The 24,047-nt window shown below is 69.0% G+C and carries 22 protein-coding genes and 2 pseudogenes; 13 read left to right on the forward strand and 11 right to left on the reverse strand.

The window, feature by feature from the left end:
* Positions 1-9: 9 nt before the first annotated feature.
* A pseudogene (locus OHB49_RS39205) lies at positions 10-129 on the forward strand (beta-ketoacyl-ACP reductase); the annotation flags it as partial.
* A 133-nt stretch (positions 130-262) separates the two neighbouring features.
* Positions 263-694 (forward strand): ankyrin repeat domain-containing protein, encoded by a 432-nt coding sequence (locus OHB49_RS39210; RefSeq protein WP_329165696.1) that lies wholly within the window; start codon positions 263-265, stop codon positions 692-694.
* A gap of 142 nt (positions 695-836) precedes the next feature.
* Here OHB49_RS39210 and OHB49_RS39215 read toward each other — a convergent pair whose 3' ends face one another.
* Positions 837-1,175, reverse strand: a complete 339-nt coding sequence (locus tag OHB49_RS39215; RefSeq protein WP_329165697.1) for a YciI family protein — start codon at positions 1,173-1,175, stop codon at positions 837-839.
* A gap of 169 nt (positions 1,176-1,344) precedes the next feature.
* Here OHB49_RS39215 and OHB49_RS39220 point away from each other — a divergent pair, with 169 nt between their 5' ends.
* Positions 1,345-2,523, forward strand: a complete 1,179-nt coding sequence (locus OHB49_RS39220; RefSeq protein ID WP_329165699.1) for an IS4 family transposase — start codon at positions 1,345-1,347, stop codon at positions 2,521-2,523.
* A 224-nt stretch (positions 2,524-2,747) separates the two neighbouring features.
* Here OHB49_RS39220 and OHB49_RS39225 read toward each other — a convergent pair whose 3' ends face one another.
* The 3 genes from OHB49_RS39225 to OHB49_RS39235 are packed head-to-tail and all read right to left on the reverse strand — an operon-like array spanning position 2,748 to position 5,547.
* Entirely contained in the window at positions 2,748-3,107 is a 360-nt protein-coding gene (locus tag OHB49_RS39225; RefSeq protein ID WP_329165701.1) for a PaaI family thioesterase, read from the reverse strand.
* Between the two features lie 23 nt (positions 3,108-3,130).
* Positions 3,131-4,315 (reverse strand): CaiB/BaiF CoA transferase family protein, encoded by a 1,185-nt coding sequence (locus OHB49_RS39230; protein ID WP_329165703.1) that lies wholly within the window; start codon positions 4,313-4,315, stop codon positions 3,131-3,133.
* Complete coding sequence (locus tag OHB49_RS39235; RefSeq protein ID WP_329165705.1) at positions 4,312-5,547, reverse strand: MmgE/PrpD family protein; 1,236 nt, start codon at positions 5,545-5,547, stop codon at positions 4,312-4,314. The genes OHB49_RS39230 and OHB49_RS39235 overlap by 4 nt, the downstream gene beginning before the upstream one ends.
* A gap of 334 nt (positions 5,548-5,881) precedes the next feature.
* Here OHB49_RS39235 and OHB49_RS39240 point away from each other — a divergent pair, with 334 nt between their 5' ends.
* The 3 genes and pseudogenes from OHB49_RS39240 to OHB49_RS39250 all read left to right on the forward strand — a co-directional run bounded on the left by OHB49_RS39240 (position 5,882) and on the right by OHB49_RS39250 (position 7,634).
* A complete protein-coding gene (locus OHB49_RS39240) occupies positions 5,882-6,493 on the forward strand; it encodes a TetR/AcrR family transcriptional regulator (protein ID WP_329165707.1) in 612 nt (203 codons plus the stop codon).
* A gap of 156 nt (positions 6,494-6,649) precedes the next feature.
* Positions 6,650-6,789: pseudogene (locus OHB49_RS39245) on the forward strand (dipeptidase); the annotation flags it as partial.
* A 158-nt stretch (positions 6,790-6,947) separates the two neighbouring features.
* Entirely contained in the window at positions 6,948-7,634 is a 687-nt protein-coding gene (locus OHB49_RS39250; RefSeq protein ID WP_030980483.1) for an alpha/beta hydrolase, read from the forward strand.
* Positions 7,635-7,706: 72 nt separating this feature from the next.
* Here the strand turns inward: OHB49_RS39250 and OHB49_RS39255 are convergent, their stop codons facing one another.
* Together OHB49_RS39255 and OHB49_RS39260 are read right to left on the reverse strand one after the other, a co-directional pair.
* Positions 7,707-8,669, reverse strand: coding sequence for an electron transfer flavoprotein subunit alpha/FixB family protein (locus OHB49_RS39255; protein WP_329165708.1), 963 nt, complete (start codon positions 8,667-8,669; stop codon positions 7,707-7,709).
* 57 nt (positions 8,670-8,726) lie between these two features.
* Complete coding sequence (locus OHB49_RS39260; RefSeq protein ID WP_329165259.1) at positions 8,727-9,512, reverse strand: electron transfer flavoprotein subunit beta/FixA family protein; 786 nt, start codon at positions 9,510-9,512, stop codon at positions 8,727-8,729.
* Between the two features lie 108 nt (positions 9,513-9,620).
* Here OHB49_RS39260 and OHB49_RS39265 point away from each other — a divergent pair, with 108 nt between their 5' ends.
* The 3 genes from OHB49_RS39265 to OHB49_RS39275 all read left to right on the forward strand — a co-directional run bounded on the left by OHB49_RS39265 (position 9,621) and on the right by OHB49_RS39275 (position 11,763).
* Positions 9,621-10,325: a TetR family transcriptional regulator gene (locus OHB49_RS39265; protein ID WP_329165709.1), complete on the forward strand. Its 705-nt coding sequence runs from the start codon at positions 9,621-9,623 to the stop codon at positions 10,323-10,325.
* Positions 10,326-10,435: 110 nt separating this feature from the next.
* The gene (locus tag OHB49_RS39270) at positions 10,436-10,825 is read left to right on the forward strand and encodes a Zn-ribbon domain-containing OB-fold protein (protein WP_030980832.1); all 390 of its coding nucleotides are present in this window, start codon (positions 10,436-10,438) and stop codon (positions 10,823-10,825) included.
* Positions 10,826-10,899: 74 nt separating this feature from the next.
* Positions 10,900-11,763 carry a 3-hydroxybutyryl-CoA dehydrogenase gene (locus tag OHB49_RS39275; protein WP_329165710.1) on the forward strand — a complete coding sequence of 288 codons (864 nt, stop codon included), beginning with the start codon at positions 10,900-10,902 and terminating at the stop codon, positions 11,761-11,763.
* Positions 11,764-12,070: 307 nt separating this feature from the next.
* Here the strand turns inward: OHB49_RS39275 and OHB49_RS39280 are convergent, their stop codons facing one another.
* Both OHB49_RS39280 and OHB49_RS39285 read right to left on the reverse strand, forming a co-directional pair.
* Positions 12,071-13,147, reverse strand: coding sequence for an alcohol dehydrogenase catalytic domain-containing protein (locus OHB49_RS39280; protein ID WP_329165711.1), 1,077 nt, complete (start codon positions 13,145-13,147; stop codon positions 12,071-12,073).
* Between the two features lie 35 nt (positions 13,148-13,182).
* Positions 13,183-14,643 carry an aldehyde dehydrogenase gene (locus tag OHB49_RS39285; RefSeq protein WP_329165712.1) on the reverse strand — a complete coding sequence of 487 codons (1,461 nt, stop codon included), beginning with the start codon at positions 14,641-14,643 and terminating at the stop codon, positions 13,183-13,185.
* Positions 14,644-15,293: 650 nt separating this feature from the next.
* On the opposite strand from OHB49_RS39285, the gene OHB49_RS39290 reads away from it, so the two are divergent.
* The 4 genes from OHB49_RS39290 to OHB49_RS39305 all read left to right on the forward strand — a co-directional run bounded on the left by OHB49_RS39290 (position 15,294) and on the right by OHB49_RS39305 (position 20,529).
* Positions 15,294-16,499 carry a TetR/AcrR family transcriptional regulator gene (locus OHB49_RS39290; protein WP_329165714.1) on the forward strand — a complete coding sequence of 402 codons (1,206 nt, stop codon included), beginning with the start codon at positions 15,294-15,296 and terminating at the stop codon, positions 16,497-16,499.
* Between the two features lie 437 nt (positions 16,500-16,936).
* Positions 16,937-18,655 (forward strand): aa3-type cytochrome oxidase subunit I, encoded by a 1,719-nt coding sequence (gene ctaD, locus OHB49_RS39295; protein ID WP_329166786.1) that lies wholly within the window; start codon positions 16,937-16,939, stop codon positions 18,653-18,655.
* Positions 18,656-18,692: 37 nt separating this feature from the next.
* Positions 18,693-19,034, forward strand: coding sequence for a hypothetical protein (locus OHB49_RS39300; protein ID WP_329165715.1), 342 nt, complete (start codon positions 18,693-18,695; stop codon positions 19,032-19,034).
* Between the two features lie 133 nt (positions 19,035-19,167).
* On the forward strand, positions 19,168-20,529 hold the full coding sequence (locus OHB49_RS39305; RefSeq protein ID WP_329165716.1) for an NAD(P)/FAD-dependent oxidoreductase: 1,362 nt from the start codon (positions 19,168-19,170) through the stop codon (positions 20,527-20,529).
* Between the two features lie 68 nt (positions 20,530-20,597).
* On the opposite strand, the gene OHB49_RS39310 is transcribed toward OHB49_RS39305, so the two are convergent.
* The 3 genes from OHB49_RS39310 to rho form a co-directional block, all read right to left on the reverse strand.
* Positions 20,598-21,470 (reverse strand): sigma-70 family RNA polymerase sigma factor, encoded by an 873-nt coding sequence (locus OHB49_RS39310; protein ID WP_329165717.1) that lies wholly within the window; start codon positions 21,468-21,470, stop codon positions 20,598-20,600.
* Positions 21,471-21,694: 224 nt separating this feature from the next.
* On the reverse strand, positions 21,695-22,693 hold the full coding sequence (locus OHB49_RS39315; RefSeq protein ID WP_329165719.1) for an aldo/keto reductase family protein: 999 nt from the start codon (positions 22,691-22,693) through the stop codon (positions 21,695-21,697).
* A gap of 72 nt (positions 22,694-22,765) precedes the next feature.
* Positions 22,766-23,905 carry a transcription termination factor Rho gene (gene rho / locus OHB49_RS39320; protein WP_329165720.1) on the reverse strand — a complete coding sequence of 380 codons (1,140 nt, stop codon included), beginning with the start codon at positions 23,903-23,905 and terminating at the stop codon, positions 22,766-22,768.
* Between the last annotated feature and the right edge of the window lie 142 nt (positions 23,906-24,047).

Consider the following 24,047-nt stretch of genomic DNA (forward strand, 5'->3'; position numbering starts at 1 on the left):
CGGCACCGTCCTGTCGCCCGGGTCGGCGGGCCCGCGGACATCACTGCCGCGGTGTCGTACTTCGCGGGCGGGGAGGCGGAATTCACCTCCGGCCAGGTGTTGTACGTCGCGGGTGGACCGAAGGCCTGACCCACCCCTGCGCCAGGGCCGCTGACGCCCCGCAACCGCACCTCTGTGGGGTCTGCGGGGCACAGTGGTCGCCGCCAGGAGCGAGTGGATATGACTGGCCCCGCTGCGTACCCAGTCGTTAACGTCGACACCCATGAACCAGCGCCAGCGGAAGAAACTCTCCCGGCACCTCGTCGTAGCGGCCCTGCTGGGTGACACCATCCGTGTGAAGGCGCTTCTGCGGGCCGGGGCCGACCCGGAGCGAGCAGACGGCGAGGGCATCACCCCTCTGTATATGGCATCCGTGAATGGAGCAACTGAGATCGCCCGCCTCCTCCTTGCGGCCGGAGCCTCCCCGGACACAGAGAGCAGCGGACTCGGCTCGGAAGGCACGCCTCTGTGCGCAGCCGCATGCTGGGGGCACACCGAAACGGTGCGTGAACTGTTGGCGCACGGCGCCGATCCGAACCTTCGTGAAGATCACGGTGTAGGCCGCTCTCCGCTGAACTGGGCGATCGGCGGCCCCCATCCCGAAACCGTCGCTCTCCTCACCGCAGCGGGAGCCTCCCACGCGGGAACCGCATAGCATCGTCGTCCGGCATCAGGGCTTCCGCCGCTCGATGGATCTCAGTCGCCCAACCGCGGCGCCCACAGGCCCGCAGCATGGCGAACCCGGAGTTCAGAAGCCACTTCCGAACCGGGCCCCAACCGCTGCGGGTCGTCTTCGATCAGGTGGTCGGGTCGGGCATGATCTCCCGGACCTCTTGCGCACAGCGGCATGCGGCAGCAATCTTGGCAGCCCACTCCAGCGCGTCCTCACGTGTGGGCACATCGATGATCGAGAACCCGCCGAGCACCGCCTTGGTCTCCGGGTACGGGCCGTCGGTGACGGTCCCGTCGGTGGCCACGACGCTCGCCTGCTGCCTTTCCAGTCCACCACCGAAGACCCACACAGCGGCGTCCTGAGCCTTACGCACCACCTCGTGCGAGGCCTCGGCCACGTCGGGCAACTCCTCCTCGGGGAAGGTCATCGCGCCGTCGTCGAACGAGATCAGGTACCGCGTCATATATGGCTCCCTTGGCCGTTGGCCTCCTTCGGCCGCCTCTCACCCTACGACGAACGCCTCCCTTCAGAACCGAAACTCACCCTGGCTTGCGAAACAGGCCCTAGTTGCAATGCCGTTGCTTTTGCCGTGAGCGTAGGCTGGCTGGCAGTGGGTCCCGGGGGTGGTGTGGGTGGCTGCGAGTGCGTCTGACTTATCGGGTCTTGGTCTGTTGACCTGGGTGTATCCGCCGGGGTTGGTGGACCGGGTGGTGGCGGCGTGCGGACGTTCAGAGCAACGTAGGCGACTGCTTCCTGCGCGGTTGGTCGTGTACTTCGTATTAGGGCTGGCACTGTTCTCGCCTGCTCCCTATCTCGAGGTCATGCGGCATCTGGTCGCGGGTCTGCGGGGGCTGGGACTGCTGGGTAAATGGCACGTTCCGGCGAAGTCTTCGCTGTTCAGAGCCCGGCAACGGCTCGGCTTCGAACCGCTCCAGGTGCTGTTCGCGGCGACTGCAAAGCCGATGGCCAACGAGTCGACGCCTGGCGCATTCTGGCGGGGCCTGCGGCTGCTGGCCGTCGACGGGACCTGCTGGGACGTAGCCGATACCGAAGCCAACCAGGCCGCCTTCGGCCGTCCCGGCAACGGCCGCGGAACCAGGCGCAGTGCATTTGTCCAGGTGCGGATGGCGGCCCTGGTGGAAGTAGGCAGCCATGCGGTGCTGGACGCGGAACTCGCCGGCTGCCGGACCGGTGAAGTCACCCTCGTCGGCCGCCTGCCCCGGTCCTGCGGCGCAGGCCAGCTGGTCCTGGCCGACCGCGGGTTCCTCGGCGTCCCGCTGTGGCGAGCCTTCACCGCCACCGGGGCTGACCTGCTGTGGCGGGTGCCGGCCAACCGCGTCCTGCCCGTCCGCAAGCTGCTTCGTGACGGATCATGGCTCTCCGACATCCACGCCGGCACCGACCCTGCGAAACGAGACCCGGTGCAGGTCCGCGTCCTTGCCTACCAACTCAAAGACACCGGCAGCGCCGCTGGACCAGACGGCTACCGCCTGGTCACCACTCTTCTGGACCCCCGCCGCTATCCAGCCAGGCAGCTGGCCGCGCTCTACCGTGAGCGCTGGGAAATCGAATCTGTCTTCGCCGAGATCAAGACCTGCCAGCGCGGCGCGAAGGTGGTCCTCAGCAGCAAGACACCCGACGGTGTCCTCCAACAGATCTGGGCTCACCTCCTGGTCCACCACGCGCTGCGGGAACTGATGCTGAGAACCGCAGCCACACGCCAACTCGACCCTGACCGCATCTCTTTCACCGAGACCCTGCGCTCCGCCCGGCGCAGTGTGACTGTCACCCCGGGCGGTTTTTCCCCCTGAACTTCTGGTCCAAGCACTGCAAGTACTCCAAGAGGACCTGCTGGAAAGACTCCTGCCCGCCAGACGGCCCAGGAGCCAGCCCCGTGTCGTCAAGCGCAAGATGTCCAACTACTGGCTCAAACGAGCTGAGCACTACACATGGCCCCAACCCACCCACACCGGCACCCAAGCCATCCGCATCAGACGACCCAGATCTCCAGACCCGTAAAGCAACGGCATTGGCCCTAGTTGCCTTCCCTGGCCTTGGCCGCAGCCTTCAGCAGGAGGCGGTTCGGCGTGAGCGAGCCACTGTCCTGCGAGCAGAGCTGCCCGACGCCGTCGGTGATCGTGGCCTGGATCAACGTACGGGTACGACCGCGTTGAAGCAGGGTGCCTGTTACGGTGTAGGCCTCCCCGGCGAGCAACGGACGTATGTACTCGACGTTCAGACTCATCGTTGCCGGCGAGAAGGAGGGCGGCCGCGATCTCGTCGGCCATATGGTAGGTGTAGCCGTTGCGGGCTTCGGGGCGGTTGAGCGTCCTGTCGCGACGTGCCCGTCGACGACATAGGTGATCTGCTCGTAGGGGCCTTGCTGTTCGGACATGGCGTGCAGCCTTCCCGGTGACGTCAGACCGCGCCGTCGGCGCGCAGGGCGGTGATGGCGGTGTCGTCGTAGCCGAGCCCACGCAGCACGCTGTTTGTGTGCTCACCCACGGCGGGAACAGAGTCCATGCGGGGGTCCAGCCCGCTGAGGGTGGCGGGCGGCAGCAGGGCCTTGATCGCGCCCCCCGGAGTCGACACGTCCCGCCAGCGGTCACGGCCGGACAGGACCGGGTGATTCCAGTACTCCTCGACCGAATTGAGCCGGGCGTTGGCGACCTTCGCGTCGTCCAGGAGCTTCACCGCGGTGGTCGCGTCCAGCTCCGCGAAGCGCGCGGCGACGATCGCGTTGAGGTCGTCGCGGCGGGCCACCCGGGCCGAGTTCCGGTGGAACCGCGGATCGGTGGCGAGGGAGGCGTCGCCGAGGAAGACCTCGCAGAAGGACGCCCATTCGCGTTCGTTCTGGATGGCGAGCAGCACGGTCCTGCCGTCCGCCGCGCTGTACGGTCCGTACGGGGCGATCGTCGCGTGCTGGGCGCCGACGCGTGCGGGCTGCGTGCCGGAGTACGCCGTGTAGTACGCGGGGGAGCCCATCCACTCCGAGAGCGCCTCGAAGAGCGAGACCTCCACGGAGCGGGCCCGGCCCGTCGCCCGCCGTTCGTACAGTGCGGTGAGGATGCCCGAGTACGCGTACATGCCCGCTGCGATGTCGGCGATCGAGATGCCCACCTTGGCGGGCTCCTCGGGTGAACCGGTCAGCGACACAACACCCGTCTCGCACTGCACCAGCAGGTCGTACGCCTTGCGGTCCGCCCAGGGGCCGGCGTTGCCGTATCCGGAGATGTCACAGACGACGATGGAGGGGTAGCGTTCACTCAACTCCTCGGCTCCCAGCCCGAGTCGGCGAGCTGCGCCCGGGGCAAGGTTCTGCACGAAGACGTCGGCCTCGGCGAGCAGCCGCTCCAGGACCTCACGGCCCGCGGGCGTCTTGATGTCGAGTGTCAGTGACTCCTTCGACCGGTTCAGCCACACGAAGTAGCTGGACTGGCCGTGCACGGACTCGTCGTAGCCCCGGGCGAAGTCGCCGGTACCCGGGCGTTCGACCTTGATGACTCTGGCCCCCAGGTCGGCGAGCTGGCGGGTGGCGAAGGGCGCGGCGACGGCCTGCTCCAGGCTGACGACAGTGATTCCTTCGAGGGGAAGCGGGCTCATGCGTGGTCCTTCGGATGGTGTACGGGGAAGGTGTCGCGCAGGAGTTGTGCGGCACCCTTCCAGTCGAGGCCGACGAGCAGTCCGGGTACGTCTGCCCCGCAGTCGGCGAGCTTGGTGGCGAACTCCTCCTCGGTGGCCGGAAGTTCGGGGGAGCCGGGCGGTAGTGCGAGGGTGGCGCGGAGCACGGTGCCGTCGCCGATCGTGATCTCGACGGAGGTGTCTCCGGTCAGCAGCCCGGAGCCTTCGGAGGTCCGCACGGTCTCCACCAGACCGATGAGGCGTTGTGCGAGCGGGCGTTCGACGTATCCGTCGGTGTACGAGACGAATCCGGGGTGGCCGTCGAGGAGGGCTGTGGTCACCGCGTACTCCAGGCTGAATTTTCCCTGCAGCCCGGTGTGCGGCTCCGAGTGGATCAGCGGGTGCACCGCTGCTTCGGGGGTGTGCACGACGATGCGTACGACGTCCGCCGGGTCGACGGGTGCATCGGCCAGCAGGAGCCGAACGGCCCCGATGGGCCGCTGCATCGCGTAGCAGCACGGAAAGATCTTCGTGGCCAGCCCGCCGGGTACGGCTTCGCCCTTCGCTTCGAAGGTGTCCGGGCCGAGGCGGTCGTGATCGCCACCGACCAGCGGCAGCCAGACGTCCAGGGCCGAGGGGTCGGCGCCCGCGCCGGCGGCGGCGAGCCGCGCGGCCCGGACACCTGCCTCGGCGGCGAAGCCGACCTGGAGCGATTTGGTGTCCGTGCCGAAGGACCGCTGCACACCGCCCGCGGCGGGCAGCGCGAGGGAGATCGCCCGGGCGAGCCCCTCCGCGCCGAGCCCCAGCGCAAGACCCGCGCCCACCGCGGCGGCCGGTGCACCGGACGTGCAGGTGGCGTGCCAGCCGCTCGTGTAGTGCTGCCAGCCGAGCGCCGTGCCGAGACGGGCCATGACTCCCGCGGCGGCGAGGTACTCGCGCGCGCCACCGCCCGCTGCCAGCACGGCGGGCACACAGACCACGCTGATGTGCGCGGTCGACGGAAGATGCAGATCGTCGAAGTCGAGGACATGACCGAGGGCGGCCCACCGCGCAGCCTCGGGCAGGCCGGCCGAGATCCGCTCCATGGCGTGGCCACGCGCGGCCAGCGCAACGGCCACCGTGTCCTTGAGTGCGTGCTCGGCCAGCTTCACGTCATCCGGTGACGGATCCAGGGTCACGGCCCAGGAAGCGAGTTCCTGTGCGAGGTGCGGCATGCATGGCTCCAAGTGGTAGCGGCATCACAGCTCAGGGCACCAGGGTGCAGGGCCGGCGATGCGCATATCGACCGCGTCCCCGGCCTCGATTCCGTGCGTGACCTTACCTGATTGAACGATCGTTAAGCTATGATTGGAGTCACTGGCCGACGGCCGGCGCCGTGGTACCGGGCTCGTGCGCATCTGAATGAATGTTGTCGCTGGTGAGCGCGGTGTGCGAGCGTCTGTGGGCGTTCGCAAGGGGCGAGTATGCTCATTGGGGCCACTTTGACTGTGATGAACGTTCAGTCAGCGGAGTGGCTGCCACGGAACGGCGCAGGAGAAACGGAGAGTCGTGCCCACTCGACCCGCAGGCCACAAGGCCATCATCGAGGCCGCCCGCAAGGAGTTCTCCGAGCAGGGGTACGGCGCGACGTCCATCCGCGACATCGCCCAACGGGCCGGAGTGAGCCTCTCGGCCCTGTACTACTACTACAAGGGCAAGCAGGAGTTGCTCGTCGCCATCCTCGACGAAGGCCTGGATGCCTACTTCGAGGCCTGCGACAAGGCGCTGGAGAGTGCTGGTGACGATCCGGCCGAGCGACTGGAGGCGATCGTTGCCGCGACGGTCCGGTTCCGTACGGGCCATCCGGTGAAGAGCAGCATCGTGCTGACCGAGGGGCGCAGCCTGGAGGCCGAGCATCTGGAGCGCTACCGCAAGAACGAGGAGCGAGCGTCCCAGCAGTTCCGCGACATCATCGACAAGGGGGTCGAGGAGGGCGTCTTCCTCACCCCGTATCCCGACGACGCGCGCCGTGCGGTGATCGCCATGTGCAATGCCATCGCGCAGTGGTACCGGCCCGACGGGCCCGTCACCGAGGATGAACTCGTCGAGCGCTACGTCTCGCTGGCGCTGACCGTCGTCGAGTACCGGCCGCGCGCGCCGAGGCGCTCCGTGCGCGTCTGACAATGAGGTGTTAGGCGTGAGCCCCGGCCCCGATGAGCGGTCGTGGCTCTCTGGCCGCGCACCGCCTCGGAGAACGTAGCCGTGCACCTGTGCGGACAGTCCCCCTGAGCCGTGCCACCTTGCGTCACGCGAACGGGCCACCCGGGCTGCGGTCCCGACAGGGGCTGGTACGGGTGCGGCGCCACGGACTGCGAGGACGACACCTCACCACCGCGGTCCGAGCGCTCGGTGAGAGCGGCCCGGGAGGCATCGAGTGGGTCGCGGAGGGCTCCGAGGAACAGGGGACCGGAGGCCTGGGGCAGTAGGTCACTCGGCACCAGGAAGCAGCTGCTTGCAGACGTCCTTGCGTTCCGGCTGTCGCGCTGCGCCGGTGTGCGGTGGCGGGCGTCAGGTGCCCCGCCTAGCGTGACCGATGGCAGCAGAGCCCCGGAGCCAGAGAAAGGGTGCGAACCTCATGGCCGACAAACCCGCCATCGTCCTGGTCCACGGTTTCTGGGGTGGCGCCGCCCACTGGGGAAAGGTCATCCTCGAGCTGCACAGGCGAGGTTTCAACTCCCTGCACGCGGTGGAGATCCCGCTCACCTCACTGGTCGACGACGCCGCACGCACGCGGAAGATGGTGCAGCAGATCGAGGGACCTGTGGTGCTGGTGGGTCACTCGTACGGCGGAGCGGTCATCACGGAGGCCGGGGACCTGCCCAACGTGGCCGGGCTGGTCTACATCGCCGCATTCGCCCCGGACGCGGGGGAGAGCTGCGGTCGGATCAGCGAGGAGACGCCCGCGGCGGGGATGGAGAACCTGGCCCCGGATTCCGACGGCTACCTCTGGATCGAGCAGGACAAGTTCCACGAGAGCTTCGCCCAGGATCTGCCGGCCGACGAGGCTCTGGTCATGGCAGTGACCCAGAAGGCACCGCTTGCATCGACGTTCAGCGACACCGTCACCGCTCCGGCCTGGCGCGCAAAGCCTTCCTGGTACCAGGTCTCCACTGCGGACCGCAGGATCCACCCCGACAACGAACGTCGCATGGCGCAGCGCATGAACACGCGCAGGACCATGGAACTGGACGCAAGCCATGCTTCTTTGGTCTCCCGGCCAGGCCCGGTCACCGACCTGATCCAGGAAGCGGCCGGCGTCTGACTGCGGCCGCCGGCCGTACGGAGACGCCTGGCCGCGGGAGCCGTGAAGCGCACCCGCGGCCGGTTCGACAGGTCAGCCCTTGCGGGTGTTGACCTCGTCGGTGAGCTGGGGGACGACCTGGAAGAGGTCGCCGACGACGCCGTAGTCGACGAGGTCGAAGATCGGGGCTTCGGAGTCCTTGTTGATCGCGACGATGGTCTTCGAGGTCTGCATCCCGGCCCGGTGCTGGATCGCACCGGAGATACCCGACGCGATGTACAGCTGCGGGGAGACGGACTTGCCGGTCTGGCCGACCTGGTTGGAGTGCGGGTACCAGCCGGCGTCGACCGCGGCACGCGAGGCACCGACCGCCGCACCGAGCGAGTCGGCGAGCGCCTCGATGATCGCGAAGTTCTCCGCACCGTTGACACCACGGCCACCGGAGACCACGATCGCGGCCTCGGTCAGCTCCGGACGCCCGGTCGACTCACGCGGGGTCCGCGACAGCACCTTCGTGCCGGTGGCCTGCGCCGAGAAGCTCACGGACAGGGCCTCGACCGCACCCGCGGCCGGGGCCGCCTCGACCGGCGCCGAGTTCGGCTTCACCGTGATCACCGGGACCCCCCTGGAAACACGGGACTTCGTGGTGAACGACGCCGCGAACGCCGCCTGCATCGCCACCGGGCCCTGCTCACCCGCCTCCAGATCCACGGCGTCCGTGATGATGCCCGAGCCGATCCGGACCGCCAGGCGGGCCGCGATCTCCTTGCCCTCGGCGGAGGACGGAACCAGCACCGCGACCGGGGACACCGCCTCGACCGCGGCCTGCAGCGCATCCACCTTCGGCACCACCAGATAATCCGCGAACTCGGGAGCATCCACCGCAAGGACCTTCACCGCACCGTGCTCACCCAGCACCGACGCGGTGGCCTCGGCACCGGCACCCAGCGCGACCGCGACCGGCTCACCCACCCGACGCGCCAGCGTCAAAAGCTCCAGAGTGGGCTTGCGGACGGCACCGTCCACGTGATCGACATAGACGAGAACTTCAGCCATGGGACTTCAATCTCCTGCAACTAACGAAGGAACGAGGAACGGACCGAACAGCCGGCTCTAGATGAACTTCTGACCCGCGAGGAACTCGGCGAGCTGCTTGCCGCCCTCACCCTCGTCCTTGACGATCGTGCCCGCCGTGCGAGCCGGACGCTGCGCCGCGGAGTCCACCGCGGTCCACGCACCCGCCAGACCGACCTCGCCCGCCTCGATGCCCAGATCCTCCAGATCCAAGGACTCGACCGGCTTCTTCTTCGCCGCCATGATCCCCTTGAACGACGGGTAACGCGCCTCACCCGACTGGTCCGTCACCGACACCACCGCCGGCAACGACGCCTGCAACTGCTCCGACGCACTGTCACCGTCACGACGCCCGGTCACCGTGCCGCCCTCGACCTTCACCTCCGACAGCAACGTCACCTGCGGAACACCCAGACGCTCCGCCAGCACCGCCGGCAGCACACCCATCGTCCCGTCCGTCGACGCCATCCCACACACGACCAGGTCGTAACCCGTCTTCTCGATCGCCTTCGCCAGCACCAACGACGTACCGATCACATCCGTACCGTGCAGATCGTCGTCCTCGACATGAACAGCCTTGTCCGCACCCATCGACAACGCCTTGCGCAACGCGTCCTTGGCATCCTCCGGACCCACCGTCAACACGGTGATCTCCGCATCATCCGCCTCGTCCGCGATCTGCAAAGCCTGCTCCACCGCATACTCGTCCAGCTCCGACAACAGACCGTCGACATCCTCACGGTCCAGCGTCAGATCATCGGCGAAATGCCGGTCACCAGTAGCGTCGGGCACGTACTTCACACAGACAACGATCCTCAAGCTCACGCCGGCTCTCCTACCTGGGTGTGGTTCCTGAGCCGACCATATGGCACTCAGTACCCTCTGTAAAGGTACGTAGTGTCAAACGGTCGCCGTTGGTGTTAGGTTCCCGGCATGACCGAGGAACGCAGACCAGTGAAGAAGCCACCCATGCGGCAGGTGCTCGCAGAGGCGGCGTTCCAGCTGTTCCTGGAACGGGGCTTCGAGCGGACGACGGTGGACGACATCGTCGCGCGGGCCGGGGTCGGGCGGCGTTCGTTCTTCCGCTACTTCCCTTCCAAGGAGGACGTGGTCTTCCCCGACCACGAGCGCTGTCTCGCCGATATGACCGCGCTTCTCGAGGCTGCCGACGACGGCGACCCGGTGGGCACGGTGTGCGACGCGGCCCGGCTCGTGCTGCGGATGTACGCGGCGAATCCGGAGTTCTCCGTCCAGCGCTACCACCTCACGCGAGAGGTTCCCGGCTTGCGGACCTACGAGTTGTCCGTGGTCCGCCGGTACGAACGGACGCTGGCCGAGTATCTCCGCGGCCGCTACGAAGGCACCCCGGACGGCCCTCTGCACGCCGAGGTGATCGCCGCTGCCGTGGTCGCCGCGCACAACAACGGCCTGCGGTCGTGGCTGCGTTCGGGCGGCAAGGGGGACGCGGAGGCTGCGGTGGACCACGCCCTCGGGATCGTGCAGCAGGTCTGGGGCGCCGCAGCCGAAGGCGTTGCCACGCCGGCCGCGGGCGACGACGTCGTCGTGGTGGTGGCCGCCAAGGGCACGCCCATGTGGCGCGTGGTGCAGAAGGTCGAGTCGGCCCTCGCCGAGGACTGACCTCGGCGTAGGTACTCAGTACCTTTACGTTTCGGCACTCAGTGCCATATGGTGCGTCTGCGCCGAAGCGCGGTGCCGACGCACCCGAGCCGAGTCCAAGGGGTCGAGACGTGTCCCATTCAGTTTCAGCAAGTCAAGCCACGCCGACGGCGCCGGGTGAAGCCGGACTGATCTACCAGCTCTGCCGCTGGTGCGGTACGGCCTCGTTCCGGCGGCTGTTGTGTCCGGTGTGCGCATCGAGCGATCTGGACTCCGTACGCAGCGACGGTCTGGGTGTCGTCGTGCGGTCCAGCGTGGTGCACCGCTACACCGAAGCTGCCCGCAACGAGTCCTTGGTCCGGCTGCCCGAAGGCTTCGTGTTCCGATGCCAGGTCGTGGGGGCCGCACCGCATCTGGTGTACGTGGGCGCGCGGGTGCGCCCCGTCACCGGCGCCGACCCGGATTCCGGGGAACCCCTCCTCGAACTCTGCGACCCGGTCGGGCGCGCCGATCGGCAGTGAACCGGTCCCCGGGCAGCCGGTCGGCCCGGACATCACCGGCAGCCGCGAGCTGCCTCCAGAGAGGACATCCAGGCATGCGTGAATTCAGCAGGATCGGCGTCGTGGGCTGTGGCCTGATGGGGTCGGGCATCGCAGAGGTCTGTGTCAGGGCCGGCCTGGACGTCAAGGTTGCCGAGCGTGGTGAGGAAGCCCTGGCGGCGGGCCGGTCCCGGATCGTTGCATCGCTCGACCGGGGGCTGCGCAGCGGAAAGTTGAGCGAGCCGGAGCGTCAAGCTGCGCTCGACAGCCTCGCGTTCACCGTCGACCTCGACGAACTCGCCGACCGTGACCTGGTCATCGAGGCGGTCGCGGAACTGCCGGACGTGAAGACAACCGTCTTCAAGGAGCTCGACCGGGTGCTGGCGGGCAGCGACGCGGTCATCGCTTCCAACACCTCGTCGATCCCGATCATCGATCTCGCCGCCGTCACAGGGCGCCCCCAGCAGGTCGTCGGCGTCCACTTCTTCAACCCCGTTCCCGTGCAGCGGCTCGTCGAGATCATCCCGACCCAGCTCACATCGGACGCGGTGACCGAGCAGGTGACCGCCTTCGCCGCGAACATCCTCGGCAAGACAGTCGTACTGGCCAGGGACCGGGCGGGCTTCGTCGTCAACGCCCTCCTCATTCCCTACCTCGTCTCCGCCGTCCGGATGCTCGAGTCGGGTGTCGCTTCAGCCGAGGACATCGACAACGGCATGGTGCTCGGCTGCGCCCATCCCATGGGACCGCTGCGCCTCCTCGACCTCATCGGCCTGGACACCGCGCAGTCCATCGCCGAGTCGATGTACGAGGAGTACAAGGAGCCGCTGTACGCGCCGCCGCCGCTGCTGCGGCGCATGGTGGCCGCGGGAGCCCTCGGCCGCAAGTCCGGGCGCGGCTTCTACGCGTACGGCGACTGACCTCCGGACACTTCCGTAAGCCAATGCGGTAATCCTGCTCCGTGCTCCCTCGGGCCGAGGCGGGCCTCGACACAGACACCATTGACGCGCTCGTGCCTCAGGGCTGACGCTCCGACGAGGAATTCCACGCACTGCGAAGCCCCCCGATTCTCAGGGAATCGGGGGGCTTCGCAGTGGTGTTCGTCGGTGTCGCAGCGGGTGCGGTACGGCCTCCTCTACCACGATGAACACGACGCGGCGCATGGTGCAGGCGCCGGAGGCCCGGTGGTGCGGGCCCCGGCGGGTCGTGCGCAGTGGGGCCCGGCGCTCAGACGATGTCGATGACGGTGCGCAGCGCCTCACCCGTGTGCATCTGCCGGATCGCCTCGTTGATCTCCGTCAGCGGCACGTGGTGCGTGATCATCGAGTCGAGGTCGATGCGGCCCGCACGCCACAGATCGATGATCTTGGTGAATGTGCGGCGGACGTCGTCGCCGCCGTAGAAGGACGGCAGAACCGCCTTCTCGTTGAGGACCAGCTCGGCCATGCTCAGGCCGCTCTCGTCGGTGCGGGAGCCGGCGCCGACCAGGCAGACCGTCCCGCCCAGGCGGGTGGCGTCGTACGCGGCACGGAGGGTGCCCGGTTTGCCGACCGCTTCAAAGGCGTAGTCGAAGCCGAAGCCGCCGGTGACACGCTCGGAGACCTCGGCCAGCTCCTCGGGGGCGATCGCCTCGGTGGCGCCGAACTTCAGTGCCCACTCGCGGCGGTTCGGGGTCGGGTCCACGGCGATGATCTGTGCCGCGCCCGCGACCTTCGCACCCTGCAGGATGGAGATGCCGACGCCGCCCAGGCCGATCACGACGACCGACGAACCGGGCCGCACCTTTGCTGTGTTGAGAGCCGCACCGATGCCGGTGGTGACACCGCAGCCGATCAGTGCGGCGATGTCGTACGGGACGTCGTCGGGGATCGGGATCGCCGCGTAGGCCGCGATCACGACCTCCTCGGCGAAGGTGCCTGCGCCGAGCATGCCGGGGACGATCGCGTCGCCGTCCTTGAAATTGGGGTGGGCGAGGTTGCGGTACCCGCTCCGGCACAGGTGACCGTCGCCCGCCCGGCAGGAGGGGCACGTGTCGCAGGGTGGCATCCAGCAGACGATGACGCGGTCGCCGGGACTGACGTGCGTCACGCCTTCGCCGACCTCGACGACCTCGCCCGCGCCCTCGTGGCCCGGTATGAACGGCGCGGGGTGGGTGAGCACGCCGCTCATCGCCGACAGGTCGGAGTGGCACAGGCCGGCCTTGTGCATCTTCACCCGGACGCGGCCGGGGCCGAAGGAGACGGACTCGACGTCCCTGACGTCCAGGGTCTCGTCACCGGTCGTGTGCAGGAAGGCTGCGCGCATGGTCGGAACTCCTCTGTAGTACGGGGGGTACGGGGTCAGGCCTGAACGGGGGCGGGCAGGTTGACGGCCTTGTACTCGAAGTAGGCGGACAGCCCCTCCGGACCGAACTCACGGCCGATCCCGGAGTTCTTGTAGCCGCCGAAGGGGGCAGCCAGATCGAGGCGGAAACCGTTGACCGTGATGGTCCCGGTGCGCACCCGGCGGGCGACCTCGGTGCCACGCTCGGTGTCCGCGGTGAACACGGCGCCGGACAGGCCGAATTCGGAGGCGTTGGCGAGGGCGACCGCCTCGTCCTCCGTCTCGTAACGGATCAGGCAGACGACCGGGCCGAAGATCTCCTCGCGGGCGATCCGCATGTCGTTGGTGACGTCGCCGAACAGGGTCGGCTCGACGTACCAGCCGGTGGCCAGGCCCGCCGGAACGCCACCGCCGGTGAGGACCTTGGCGCCCTCCTCCTGGCCGATGCGGATGTAGTCGAGGTTCCGCTCCTGCTGCTTCTTCGTCACCATCGGGCCGACCACCGTCGCCGGGTCTGCCGGGTCGCCGACCTTGAGCCCGGCGAAGGCGGCGGTCAGCGCGCCGGCCACCTCGTCGTAGCGGGAGGCCGGAACCAGCACCCGGGTGAGCGCGACGCACGCCTGGCCGCTGTTGGCGGCGCAGGTGCCGGCGACGATGGCGGGCACGGCGACGGCCAGGTCCGCGTCGTGGAGGACGATCGCCGCGGACTTGCCGCCGAGTTCCAGCGAGACACGGGTGAGGTTCTGCGCGGCGGCGGCCATGATTGCCTTGCCGGCCGCGACCGAACCGGTGAACGCCACCTTGTCGATGCCGGGGTGCGCCACCAGATGCGCACCGGTCTCGCGGCCGGCAGGCAGCACGCTGAGCACCCCCTCCGGCAGCCCTGCCTCTGCGCAGACGCCGGCCAGCCAGTTGGCGTCGAGGGGGGTCTCCGGGGACGGTTTGAGGACGACGGAACAGCCGGCGAGCAGCGCCGGGGCGAGCTTTGCTCCGATGGTCAACTGGGGCACGTTCCACGGAGTGATCGCCGCGACGACGCCGACCGCCTCCCGGCGCACCAGGACCGGGCCGCCGATGCCCTGACGCTCGTGCTCCTCCTCGAACTGCGCGGCGGCGGCGAGCGCCATGGCGAAGACGCCGACGGTGGACAGGGCCTGTCCCCTTACGGAGAACAGTATCGGTGAGCCGTTCTGCAGGGTGATGAGCTCAGCCAGTTCCTGGTGGCGGGCGGCGACGGTGTCCTTGATCCGGGTGACGACCGCGATTCGTTCGGCCATCGTCATCCGAGGCCACGGGCCGTGGTCGAACGCCGTGCGGGCAGCGGCCACAGCCCTGTCCACGTCCTCGGGCGTCGCGTGCGGGACGCGCCCGACGATCTGTTCGGTGACCGGTGAGACCACCTCGATGGTGTCGTCGCCCGCGGGTTCGACCCACCGCCCTCCGATGAAGAGCTTGTGGTGTTCGACGATGTCGGTCATGGCGTGGTCCTCGCTTCGTTGCGATAAGGCGGAGGTGGGCAGGGCGGGAAGGGGCCGCGGGAGGGCACTGGGGATGTGGCCGGAGGCTCTTGCCGCCGGCTGCATCGCCGCACATCGGAGGAGGCCGCCGGGGCGCGCGGGCCGTCGATCCGTACCGCTATCGACTCTCCTGGTGACTGGCTAAGTGAATCGGTTGCGCGACGCGTACTGCTGACCCCATACCCATCACCGCATGGCGGGGGGTGTACATGAATCCCTCGAAGCCTGCACTGTCACGGCAATTCCGGACTCACCGCGAGTGTCAAGCAAGGAAGAAGTTAATTCACGCTAACGTATCTGTCCAGAGTCTGAGTGAGAGTGGACGCGGCCGTCAGCGCCGTGGTCGCCCGCTCGGGCTGCCGGCCTGCTGGGGCGCGGGGTCCGTGCGGCCGACCTCACCGTGCCCGTCGGTGCCGACCGTCACCGGCCCGGTCCGCTGCCATCGGCCGTGCAGGCCCTCGTCGACCTGGTGGAGGAACGGTCGCCACGCTCGCCCGGCTGAGCGGACAGCACCCGCCGCACCGGGTCGGTGGGCGTCCGGCCTGCTGTATTAGCCTGGGGGCAGTTCCGCGGCACGGCGGAGGGTTCAGGGCGGCGAGGGGCTGACAGATATGCGGACGGAAGCCTCGGGGCGGTCACCCGTACGCAGACCCCCGGACCGCAAGGCGCGCATCGTCGACGCCGCCGCCGCCCTCTTCTGCGAGCGCGGCTACCACAATGTGTCGGTCGCCGACGTGGCGGCGGCGGTCGGCATCACGGCCCCCGCCCTCTACCGGCACTTCCGCGGCAAGCCCGACCTGCTGCTCCAGGTCGTCACGGGCACGATCGACCGGATTGCGGACTCGGTCCGCTCGGCACCCGATCTGGAGAGTTATCTCCGGGCATCGGCGGCGCAGAGCCCGGACCGCCGATGCGCCGCCACACTGTGGCAGCGCGAGGCCCGGCATCTGCCTGAGGAGAGCCGCGAGGAACTGCGCCGCGCCCTGGCCGACATCGCCGCCCAGGTCGCCTCGCTGATCCGCACCGCACGCCCCGGCCTCGCCGAGCCCGACGCCGAACTGCTCGCATGGGCTGTGCTGTCCGTCTACGGATCCCTCGCCGGGCACCGTGTCTCACTGCCCCGGCGCCGCTTCGAGGAGCTGCTCCACCGTCTGGGCCACGCCGCCGCGTTCTGCCCCGTGGGCCCGCCGTCCACGGAAGCCGCCGACGCCCCGCAAGCACCCACGAACGGTGGCTACGCGTCGCTGGCGCACTCCCGCCGCGAAGAGATCCTCACCGAGGCGATCCGGCTCTTCGACGAGCGGGGCTTCCAGTCGGTGAGCACGGACGACATCGGCGAGGCCGCGGGGGCATCCGGCCCCAGCATCTACAAGCACTTCCCGAGCAAGACGGATCTGCTCGTCGCCGCCGTGCTCCGCGGCGGCGAGCAGCGCAGGGCCGCCACCACGCGGGCGCTGGAGAACTCCACAGGCCCGCGCGGGAGCCTCGACGCGCTGCTCCGCTCGTACATCGAGTTCGCCCTGAACCAGAGCCACTTGATCGGCGTGCTGGTCGGGGAGCTGGACCAGCTCCCCGAGAAGGAACGCAAGGCGTCGCGCCAGACGCAGCGGGACTATCTGGCGCTGTGGGTCCGCCTGCTCGACGAGGTCCGACCGGGGCTCGACACGGCCGAGGCCAAGATCATTGTGAACGCGATGCTCACCGCGGTCGACAACGCGGCCCGCACCGGACGCCTCGGCGAACGCCCGGACATCGCGGACCGCCTGGCGGACCTCGGTACGGTCCTGCTCCTCGACGAGGGCGAGTCCACCGGTTGATGACCGGTTGGGGCGCTGCCTGCCTCCTGCCGAGACCGCTCGCCGCTGATCAGGGTGACTGTGTCACACCACCCGTCCGTCGGCGGTGACACGTTCACGCAGAGGTGCTTCGACGAAGCCTCTGAGGGTTCCAGGTGCTCCGTGAGTCCCGTCGGCGACGTCGTCGCGGGAGCGACGTTCAACTCAGCTTTTCTCATTGTGTGTTGAGCGTCGCGATGGGACGCGAGCAGCTGCATGTGTCAGCACGCCCTGACGGGTGAATGTCCCGCCCCGGCGGGCGCCGGGCCGCGCATGTCGCCCCCATGGCTGGTTTGCTGCAGCTGGAAACTGGCGCGAGGCTCCGGGGGGCCGCCGGCCGCCCCCGGTGGAAACGGCGCCCTGCCGGGTGCCGAGCCCACCCGCGAAGGACCGATCGAAGGAGCGTCGTAGTGACGACGATGGGCACAGCAGGGGCGGACGAGACAGAGGAGTCGTACGCGAACGAGCTGCCGGTACGCAGCAGGGAGCCGGGAAACGTCATCGTCAGGTGGATGACCACCACCGATCACAAGACGATCGGCACGATGTACCTGCTCACGTCGTTCTCCTTCTTTGTCGTCGGCGGCGTGCTGGCTCTCGTCATGCGCGCCGAGCTCGCCCGTCCCGGCACGCAGATCGTCTCGAACGAGCAGTTCAACCAGGCGTTCACGATGCACGGCACGATCATGCTGCTGATGTTCGCGACGCCGCTGTTCGCCGGGTTCGCGAACTGGATCATGCCGCTGCAGATCGGCGCGCCCGACGTGGCGTTCCCGCGGCTGAACATGTTCGCGTACTGGCTGTACCTCTTCGGCTCGATCATCGCGGTGGCCGGCTTCCTCACCCCGAACGGCGCCGCGGACTTCGGCTGGTTCGCCTACTCCCCACTGACCGACGCGGTTCGATCGCCGGGGATCGGCAGCGATATGTGGATCATGGGTCTGGCCTTCTCCGGCTTCGGTACGATCCTCGGCTCGGTCAACTTCATCACCACGATCATCTGCCTGCGCGCACCCGGTATGACGATGTTCCGGATGCCGATGTTCGTGTGGACCGTGCTACTGACCGGTGTGCTGGTCCTGCTGGCCTTCCCGGTGCTGGCGGCGGCACTTCTGGCGTTGGAGGCGGACCGCAAGTTCGGGGCGCGCGTCTTCGAGGCGGCCAACGGCGGCGCACTGCTCTGGCAGCACCTCTTCTGGTTCTTCGGCCATCCGGAGGTGTACATCATCGCGTTGCCGTTCTTCGGGATCGTCAGCGAGGTCATTCCTGTCTTCAGCCGTAAGCCGCTCTTCGGCTACGTCGGTCTGATCAGTGCCACCATCGCGATCGCGGGCCTGTCCGTGACCGTGTGGGCGCACCACATGTACGTCACCGGCGGTGTGCTGCTGCCGTTCTTCTCGTTCATGACGTTCCTCATCGCGGTACCGACCGGTGTGAAGTTCTTCAACTGGATCGGCACGATGTGGAAGGGGTCGCTGTCCTTCGAGACACCTATGCTCTGGGCCATCGGCTTCCTGGTGACGTTCCTCTTCGGCGGTCTGACCGGCGTCATCCTGGCCTCGCCCCCGCTGGACTTCCACGTCTCGGACTCGTACTTCGTCGTCGCGCACTTCCACTACGTGGTCTTCGGCACCGTGGTCTTCGCGATGTTCGCCGGATTCCACTTCTGGTGGCCGAAGTTCACCGGCAAGATGCTGGACGAGCGGCTCGGCAAGATGACGTTCTGGACGCTGTTCGTGGGCTTCCACGGCACGTTCCTGGTGCAGCACTGGCTCGGTGCCGAGGGCATGCCGCGTCGTTACGCGGACTACCTCGCCGCCGACGGCTTCACCGCGCTCAACACGGTCTCGACGATCTCCTCGTTCCTGCTCGGCCTGTCGATGCTGCCGTTCTTCTACAACGTGTGGAAGACCGCCAAGTACGGCAAGAAGGTCGAGGTCGACGACCCGTGGGGGTACGGCCGTTCGCTGGAGTGGGCGACCTCCTGCCCGCCGCCGCGGCACAACTTCGTCACCCTGCCGCGGATCCGTTCCGAATCCCCGGCGTTCGACCTGCACCACCCCTCGGTACGGACCCTCGACGAGGGCGCCCACCATCCCGGCGCCAGGCCCGCGACCCCCGGGGACCGGCAGGCGTGAACGCGACGGTCCGGCGACAAGGAGGAAGGAGCACCGAGTGGACCCCGACAAGGAGAGCGCCCGCGGACTGGCACAGATGGAGGGCTTTCTGCTGTGGAGCGCCGAGGTCGAGGAGGCGCGCAGGCTGGCCGTCCGTTTCACCGACGAGCTGCCCTGGCTCACCACCACCCAGCGTGAGGACGTGGCCCGCGTCTACACCGCGGACCGTGTCGCCGCTTCCCGGGCGATGCTGGCCCGTATCGCCGCCCGCTCCACCGAACTGCGCGGCGAATACAACGACCGCTACCGCAGGCTCAGGGCGCGCTGTGTCGCGGCCGCGGTCGTCACCGCCGGCGCGGTCAGCGGTACCTGGACGGCGCTCACCCTGCTGACCCGCTGACACCGGGCGGTCGTCCGTTCTGTCGTCCCCAGCAGGCGAACTCGGACCCGGTTCGTGAGGATGGTGGGTGACGGGCGCGTGTGACCGGGCAGGAGAACGGGCGCCCGCGCAGACCCGAGAAGGGACGAACACCGTGGCACGACCCAGGATTCTCGTCGTCGGCGCCGGATTCGGCGGGGTCGAGTGCGTACGCCGTCTGGAGCGCGCACTCAAACCCGGTGAGGCGGACATCGCGCTCGTCGCCCCGTTCTCGTACCAGCTCTACCTGCCCCTTCTGCCGCAGGTGGCGTCGGGCGTGGTCACACCGCAGTCGGTCGCGGTGTCGCTGCGCCGCAGCCGTCGGCACCGCACCCGGATCATCCCCGGCGGGGCGATCGGCGTGGACACGACGGCGAAGATCTGCGTCATCCGCAAGATCACCGACGAGATCGTCGATGAACCGTACAACTACATCGTCCTCGCCCCCGGCAGCGTCACACGCACCTTCGACATCCCCGGCCTGCTCGACAACGCCCGCGGGATGAAGACACTGGCCGAGGCCGCCTACGTACGTGACCATGTGATCGCACAGCTGGACCTGGCGGATGCCAGCCACGACGAGGACGAGCGGGCCTCCCGGCTGCAGTTCGTGGTGGTCGGCGGCGGATACGCGGGCACCGAGACCGCGGCCTGTCTGCAGCGGCTCACCACAAGTGCCGTCCGGTACTACCCCCGGCTGGACCCGAAGCTCATCAAGTGGCATCTGATCGACATCGCCCCGAAGCTGATGCCCGAGCTGGGGGACAAACTCGGGCTCAGCGCCATGGAGGTGCTGCGCGAACGCGGCATCGACGTGTCGCTCGGAGTCTCGGTCGCCGAGGCGGGACCGGACAAGGTGACGCTCACCGACGGCCGGGTGCTGCCCTGCCGCACGCTGATCTGGACGGCCGGTGTCGCCGCGAGTCCACTGGTCGCCACCTTCGGCGCGGAGACCGTACGCGGGCGTCTGGCAGTGACCCCGGAGATGACCCTGCCGGGCTTCGACGGTGTCTTCGCGCTCGGCGATGCCGCCGCCGTACCCGACCTGGTCAAGGGCGACGGCGCGGTCTGCCCGCCCACCGCGCAGCACGCCATGCGGCAGGGCCGCAGACTCGCCGACAACCTGATCGCCACACTCCGCCACCAGCCGCTGAAGCCGTACGAACACAGGGACCTCGGGCTCGTTGTGGACCTCGGCGGCAAGGACGCGGTCTCCAAGCCGCTCGGCGTCGAGCTGCACGGGATCGCCGCGCAGGCAGTGGCCCGCGGTTACCACTGGTCGGCGATGCGGACCAATGTGGCCAAGGCACGGGTCATGACGAACTGGATGCTCAACGCCATCGCCGGTGACGACTTCGTACGCACGGGATTCCAGGCCCGCAAGCCGGGCACGCTGCGCGACTTCGAGTACACGGACTCCTACCTCACCCCGGAACAGGTCCGCCAGCACACCGCCTCGTTGACCGCCCGAGGCTGATCCGGGACGGGACTCCCTCTCCGGTCACATTCCTCTTCTCGTAGGGGGAGCAGCAGGCCGCCGGTCTCTCACACGTCGAGAATCCGCAGATCCATCCGGCCGAGGTGGTCGGCGTCGGCGACGAGGTCGATCGAGACGATCCGCCCGGCCTCGATGGTGAAGGCGATGACGACCCGCGGCCCTCCGCCCGGGGCCCAGACGGCGCCGGGAAGCCCGTCGATCAGGGCGGGCTGTGCTGCCGAGGCGCGCCCCGCGAACGTGCCGGCGACCGCAGTGGCCCCCACCGCCCCGGCCACGCCCGACAGGGCCGCCGCAGGGTCGACGCGGAGTACGACGTCCGGGTCGAGCAGGGCCGGCAGCGCCTCGAAGTCGCCGCCGCGCGACGCGGCCAGGAACGCGTCGACGACTTCGCGCCGACGGGCCAATTCGGTCCCGGGATCCGGGACCGTGCCCTGCACACGCCGGCGCGCACCACTGGCGAGCTGCCGGGTCGCGGCCGGGGTGAGTTCCACGATGGGGGCGATCTCGTCGAACGGCACGGCGAACATGTCGTGCAGCACGAACGCCAGACGTTCCGCGGGCGACAGCGTGTCCAGCACCACGAGCAGCGCCAGCCCGACCGAGTCGGTGAGCTCCGCCTGCTCCTCGGGCTCGGTGCCGACGTCGCGGCCCCCGGCGGGCCCCGGCAGATGCGATTCCCAGGGATCCTCACGGCGGGTCTCGCGGCTGCGCAGCATATCGAGGGAGACCCGGGCGACGACCGTCGTCAGCCATCCGCCGAGGTTCGCCACGTCACCGACGTCGGTACGGCTGAGACGCAGCCAGGTGCCCTGGACGGCGTCGTCGGACTCGGCGGCCGAACCGAGCATCCGGTAGGCCACTGCCCGCAGCCGGGGCCGGTGCTCCTCGAAGCGGGCCGCCAGAAGTTCCTGCTCGTCCATCGGTCACTTTCCTCCGTCGCTCCGTGTCGTACAAGTGACCCATGGGACCAGGCCTTTGTGACACGCTCCGGGCGCCGACACGCCGACACGCCGACACGCCGACACGCCGACACGCCGACACGCCGACACGCCGACGCGTCGCCGCGTCGCCGCGTCGCCCCGTGCGGGAGGCCGGTGACCGCCGGACAGCGGGCACCGGCCTCCCGGAGCCGTGACCGGCCGGCTCAGTCGTTGCCCTCGTGACCTGCGGTCAGCGCCGGGTCGCGCTCCACCACCGGGTCCAGTACGTCGTCGATGGCCTTCAGCAGATCCGCGTCGAACTTCACGCCCGCTGCCTTCACGTTCTCCGTGACCTGCTCGGGCCGGGAGGCACCGATGATCGCAGCGGACACGTTGGGGTTCTGCAGCACCCAGGCGACGGCCAGCTGAGCAAGGCTCAGACCGGCCTGGTCCGCCAGCGGCCGCAGCTGCTGGACCCGCTCCAGGACGTCGTCACGGAGCCAACCGGCGACGAACGATGCCCCGCCCTTGTCGTCCGTCGCCCGCGAACCGGCCGGCGGCTGCGCCCCCGGCTTGTACTTGCCCGTCAGCACGCCCTGGGCGATCGGCGACCATACGATCTGACCGATGCCGAGCTCCTCGGACGCGGGCACGACTTCACCCTCGATGACCCGCCACAGAGCCGAGTACTGCGGCTGGTTGGAGACGAGCGGAACGTTCAGCTCGCGGGCCAGGCCGTGTCCGGCGCGCAACTGGTCCGCCGTCCACTCCGAGACGCCGATGTAGAGGGCCTTGCCGGAGCGGACCACGTCGGCGAACGCCTCCATGGTCTCTTCCAGCGGGGTGCTGTGGTCGTAGCGGTGTGCCTGGTACAGGTCCACATAGTCGGTCTGCAGCCGGCGCAGCGAGTTGTCGATCGATTCGAGGATGTGCTTGCGGCCCAGACCGCGGTCGTTCTGCCCGGGGCCGGTCGGGAAGTAGACCTTGGTGAACACCTCGATGCTCTCGCGGCGCTGGTCCTTCAGCGCCCGGCCGAGGACGGCCTCGGCGCGGGTCTCGGCGTAGACGTCCGCGGTGTCGAAGGTGGTGATTCCGGCGTCCAGGGCGGCCCGGATACAGGCGGCGGCCGCGTCCTCCTCCACCTGGGAGCCGTGGGTGATCCAATTCCCGTAGGCGATCTCACTGATCGTCAGACCGCTGCGGCCGAGTCGGCGGAATTCCATGTGCCTGCTCTCCCTGTGCTGGTGCGTGGACACGTCATGCTATGCGTGCGCCACCGTGCCGGCCGGGAGGACTCAGGCGTCGGGCACGGTGCCTTGGATCCGGCGGAGGAAGGCCGCGTTGTCGGGGGTCTGCCGGATCCTGTCCAGCAGCACTTCCAGCATCGCCTGCGGGTCCCTCGTGTGCAGCGCGCGCCGCAGCCCTCGTACGGCGGTCAGTTCGGCGGCGGGGAGCAGCAGCTCCTCGCGGCGGGTGCCGGACTGCGGAATGTTCACGGCCGGGTGGATCCGCTTGTCCGCCAGTGCGCGGTCCAGCCGGAGTTCCATGTTCCCGGTGCTCTTGAGCTCTTCGAAGAAGTAGTCGTCGGCGCGGGACCCGGTGTCCGCCAACGCGGTGGCGAGGATGGTCAGCGAGCCGCCCTCCTCGGTGCGGCGTGCGGCGCCGAAGAGCCGCTTGGGGCCGAGCAGGGCGGCGGCGTCCACACCACCGCTGAGGGTGCGGCCTCCGGCGGACGCCACGTTGTTGTGGGCCCGGCACAGCCGGGTGAGCGAGTCGAGCAGGATCACCACGTCCTGGCCCTGCTCGACGAGCCGCTTGGCACGTTCCACCGCGAGTTCGGCGAGGGCGATGTGTTCCTTCGCGGGCCGGTCGAACGTCGAGGCGAGCACGTCGCCCCGTACGGAACGGCGCATGTCCGTGACCTCCTCGGGGCGCTCGTCGAGCAGCACCACCATGAGAAGGCACTCGGGATGGTTGGCTGCGACGGCGGCGGCGATCTGCTGCAGCAGCACTGTCTTGCCGGTCCGGGGCGGGGCGACGATCAGCCCGCGCTGTCCCTTGCCGACGGGGGCGACGAGATCGACGATGCGGGTTGCGGGGCTGCCGCCGGGTGTTTCCAGACGCAGTCGTTGCCCGGGGTGGAGCGGGGTGAGATCGGCGAAGTGCGGCCGGCCGCTCAGCGCCTGCGGGGGGCGGCCGTTGATCCGCTCGACCGCTGACAGGGCGCGCGGCCGGTCGCAGAGGCCTTCGACGAGGTCCCCCCTGCGCAGGCCGTGCCGGCGGACGAGGGCCGCAGGTACCTGGACGTCGGCGGGGGAGGGGTGGCCGCCCTCGGTGCGCAGCGCGCCGTGCCCCTGGCGCGTCACGTCGAGGACTCCTGACACGTTCGTGGGGAGTTGTTGCTGGTCAAGAGGGTGCTTGAGGGTGGTGGTCATGCGGGGTGGTCCTTTCGCGACATGGCGAATGAAGGGGCCCGGCGGATGCGTAAGGGCGGTGGGGTCACGCCCCGGACGACGGGCAGGAAAGTCCGTACCGGACTGGAGGAAGGTGGTGCGGGAGCTGCGTCGCCGGTCAGGA

It is taken from the genome of Streptomyces sp. NBC_01717 (assembly GCF_036248255.1).
In the GTDB taxonomy this organism is placed as follows: Bacteria; Actinomycetota; Actinomycetes; order Streptomycetales; family Streptomycetaceae; genus Streptomyces.

What these genes read in the sequence shown, in the direction of transcription:
- OHB49_RS39210 (WP_329165696.1), top strand. Translation starts at nt 263, where the DNA reads ATGAACCAGCGCCAGCGGAAGAAACTCTCCCGGCACCTCGTCGTAGCG.
- OHB49_RS39215 (WP_329165697.1), bottom strand. Translation starts at nt 1,175, where the DNA reads ATGACGCGGTACCTGATCTCGTTCGACGACGGCGCGATGACCTTCCCC.
- OHB49_RS39225 (WP_329165701.1), bottom strand. Translation starts at nt 3,107, where the DNA reads ATGTCCGAACAGCAAGGCCCCTACGAGCAGATCACCTATGTCGTCGAC.
- OHB49_RS39230 (WP_329165703.1), bottom strand. Translation starts at nt 4,315, where the DNA reads ATGAGCCCGCTTCCCCTCGAAGGAATCACTGTCGTCAGCCTGGAGCAG.
- OHB49_RS39235 (WP_329165705.1), bottom strand. Translation starts at nt 5,547, where the DNA reads ATGCCGCACCTCGCACAGGAACTCGCTTCCTGGGCCGTGACCCTGGAT.
- OHB49_RS39250 (WP_030980483.1), top strand. Translation starts at nt 6,948, where the DNA reads ATGGCCGACAAACCCGCCATCGTCCTGGTCCACGGTTTCTGGGGTGGC.
- OHB49_RS39255 (WP_329165708.1), bottom strand. Translation starts at nt 8,669, where the DNA reads ATGGCTGAAGTTCTCGTCTATGTCGATCACGTGGACGGTGCCGTCCGC.
- OHB49_RS39265 (WP_329165709.1), top strand. Translation starts at nt 9,621, where the DNA reads ATGACCGAGGAACGCAGACCAGTGAAGAAGCCACCCATGCGGCAGGTG.
- OHB49_RS39275 (WP_329165710.1), top strand. Translation starts at nt 10,900, where the DNA reads ATGCGTGAATTCAGCAGGATCGGCGTCGTGGGCTGTGGCCTGATGGGG.
- OHB49_RS39280 (WP_329165711.1), bottom strand. Translation starts at nt 13,147, where the DNA reads ATGCGCGCAGCCTTCCTGCACACGACCGGTGACGAGACCCTGGACGTC.
- OHB49_RS39285 (WP_329165712.1), bottom strand. Translation starts at nt 14,643, where the DNA reads ATGACCGACATCGTCGAACACCACAAGCTCTTCATCGGAGGGCGGTGG.
- OHB49_RS39290 (WP_329165714.1), top strand. Translation starts at nt 15,294, where the DNA reads ATGCGGACGGAAGCCTCGGGGCGGTCACCCGTACGCAGACCCCCGGAC.
- ctaD (WP_329166786.1), top strand. Translation starts at nt 16,937, where the DNA reads ATGGGCACAGCAGGGGCGGACGAGACAGAGGAGTCGTACGCGAACGAG.
- OHB49_RS39310 (WP_329165717.1), bottom strand. Translation starts at nt 21,470, where the DNA reads ATGGACGAGCAGGAACTTCTGGCGGCCCGCTTCGAGGAGCACCGGCCC.
- OHB49_RS39315 (WP_329165719.1), bottom strand. Translation starts at nt 22,693, where the DNA reads ATGGAATTCCGCCGACTCGGCCGCAGCGGTCTGACGATCAGTGAGATC.
- rho (WP_329165720.1), bottom strand. Translation starts at nt 23,905, where the DNA reads ATGACCACCACCCTCAAGCACCCTCTTGACCAGCAACAACTCCCCACG.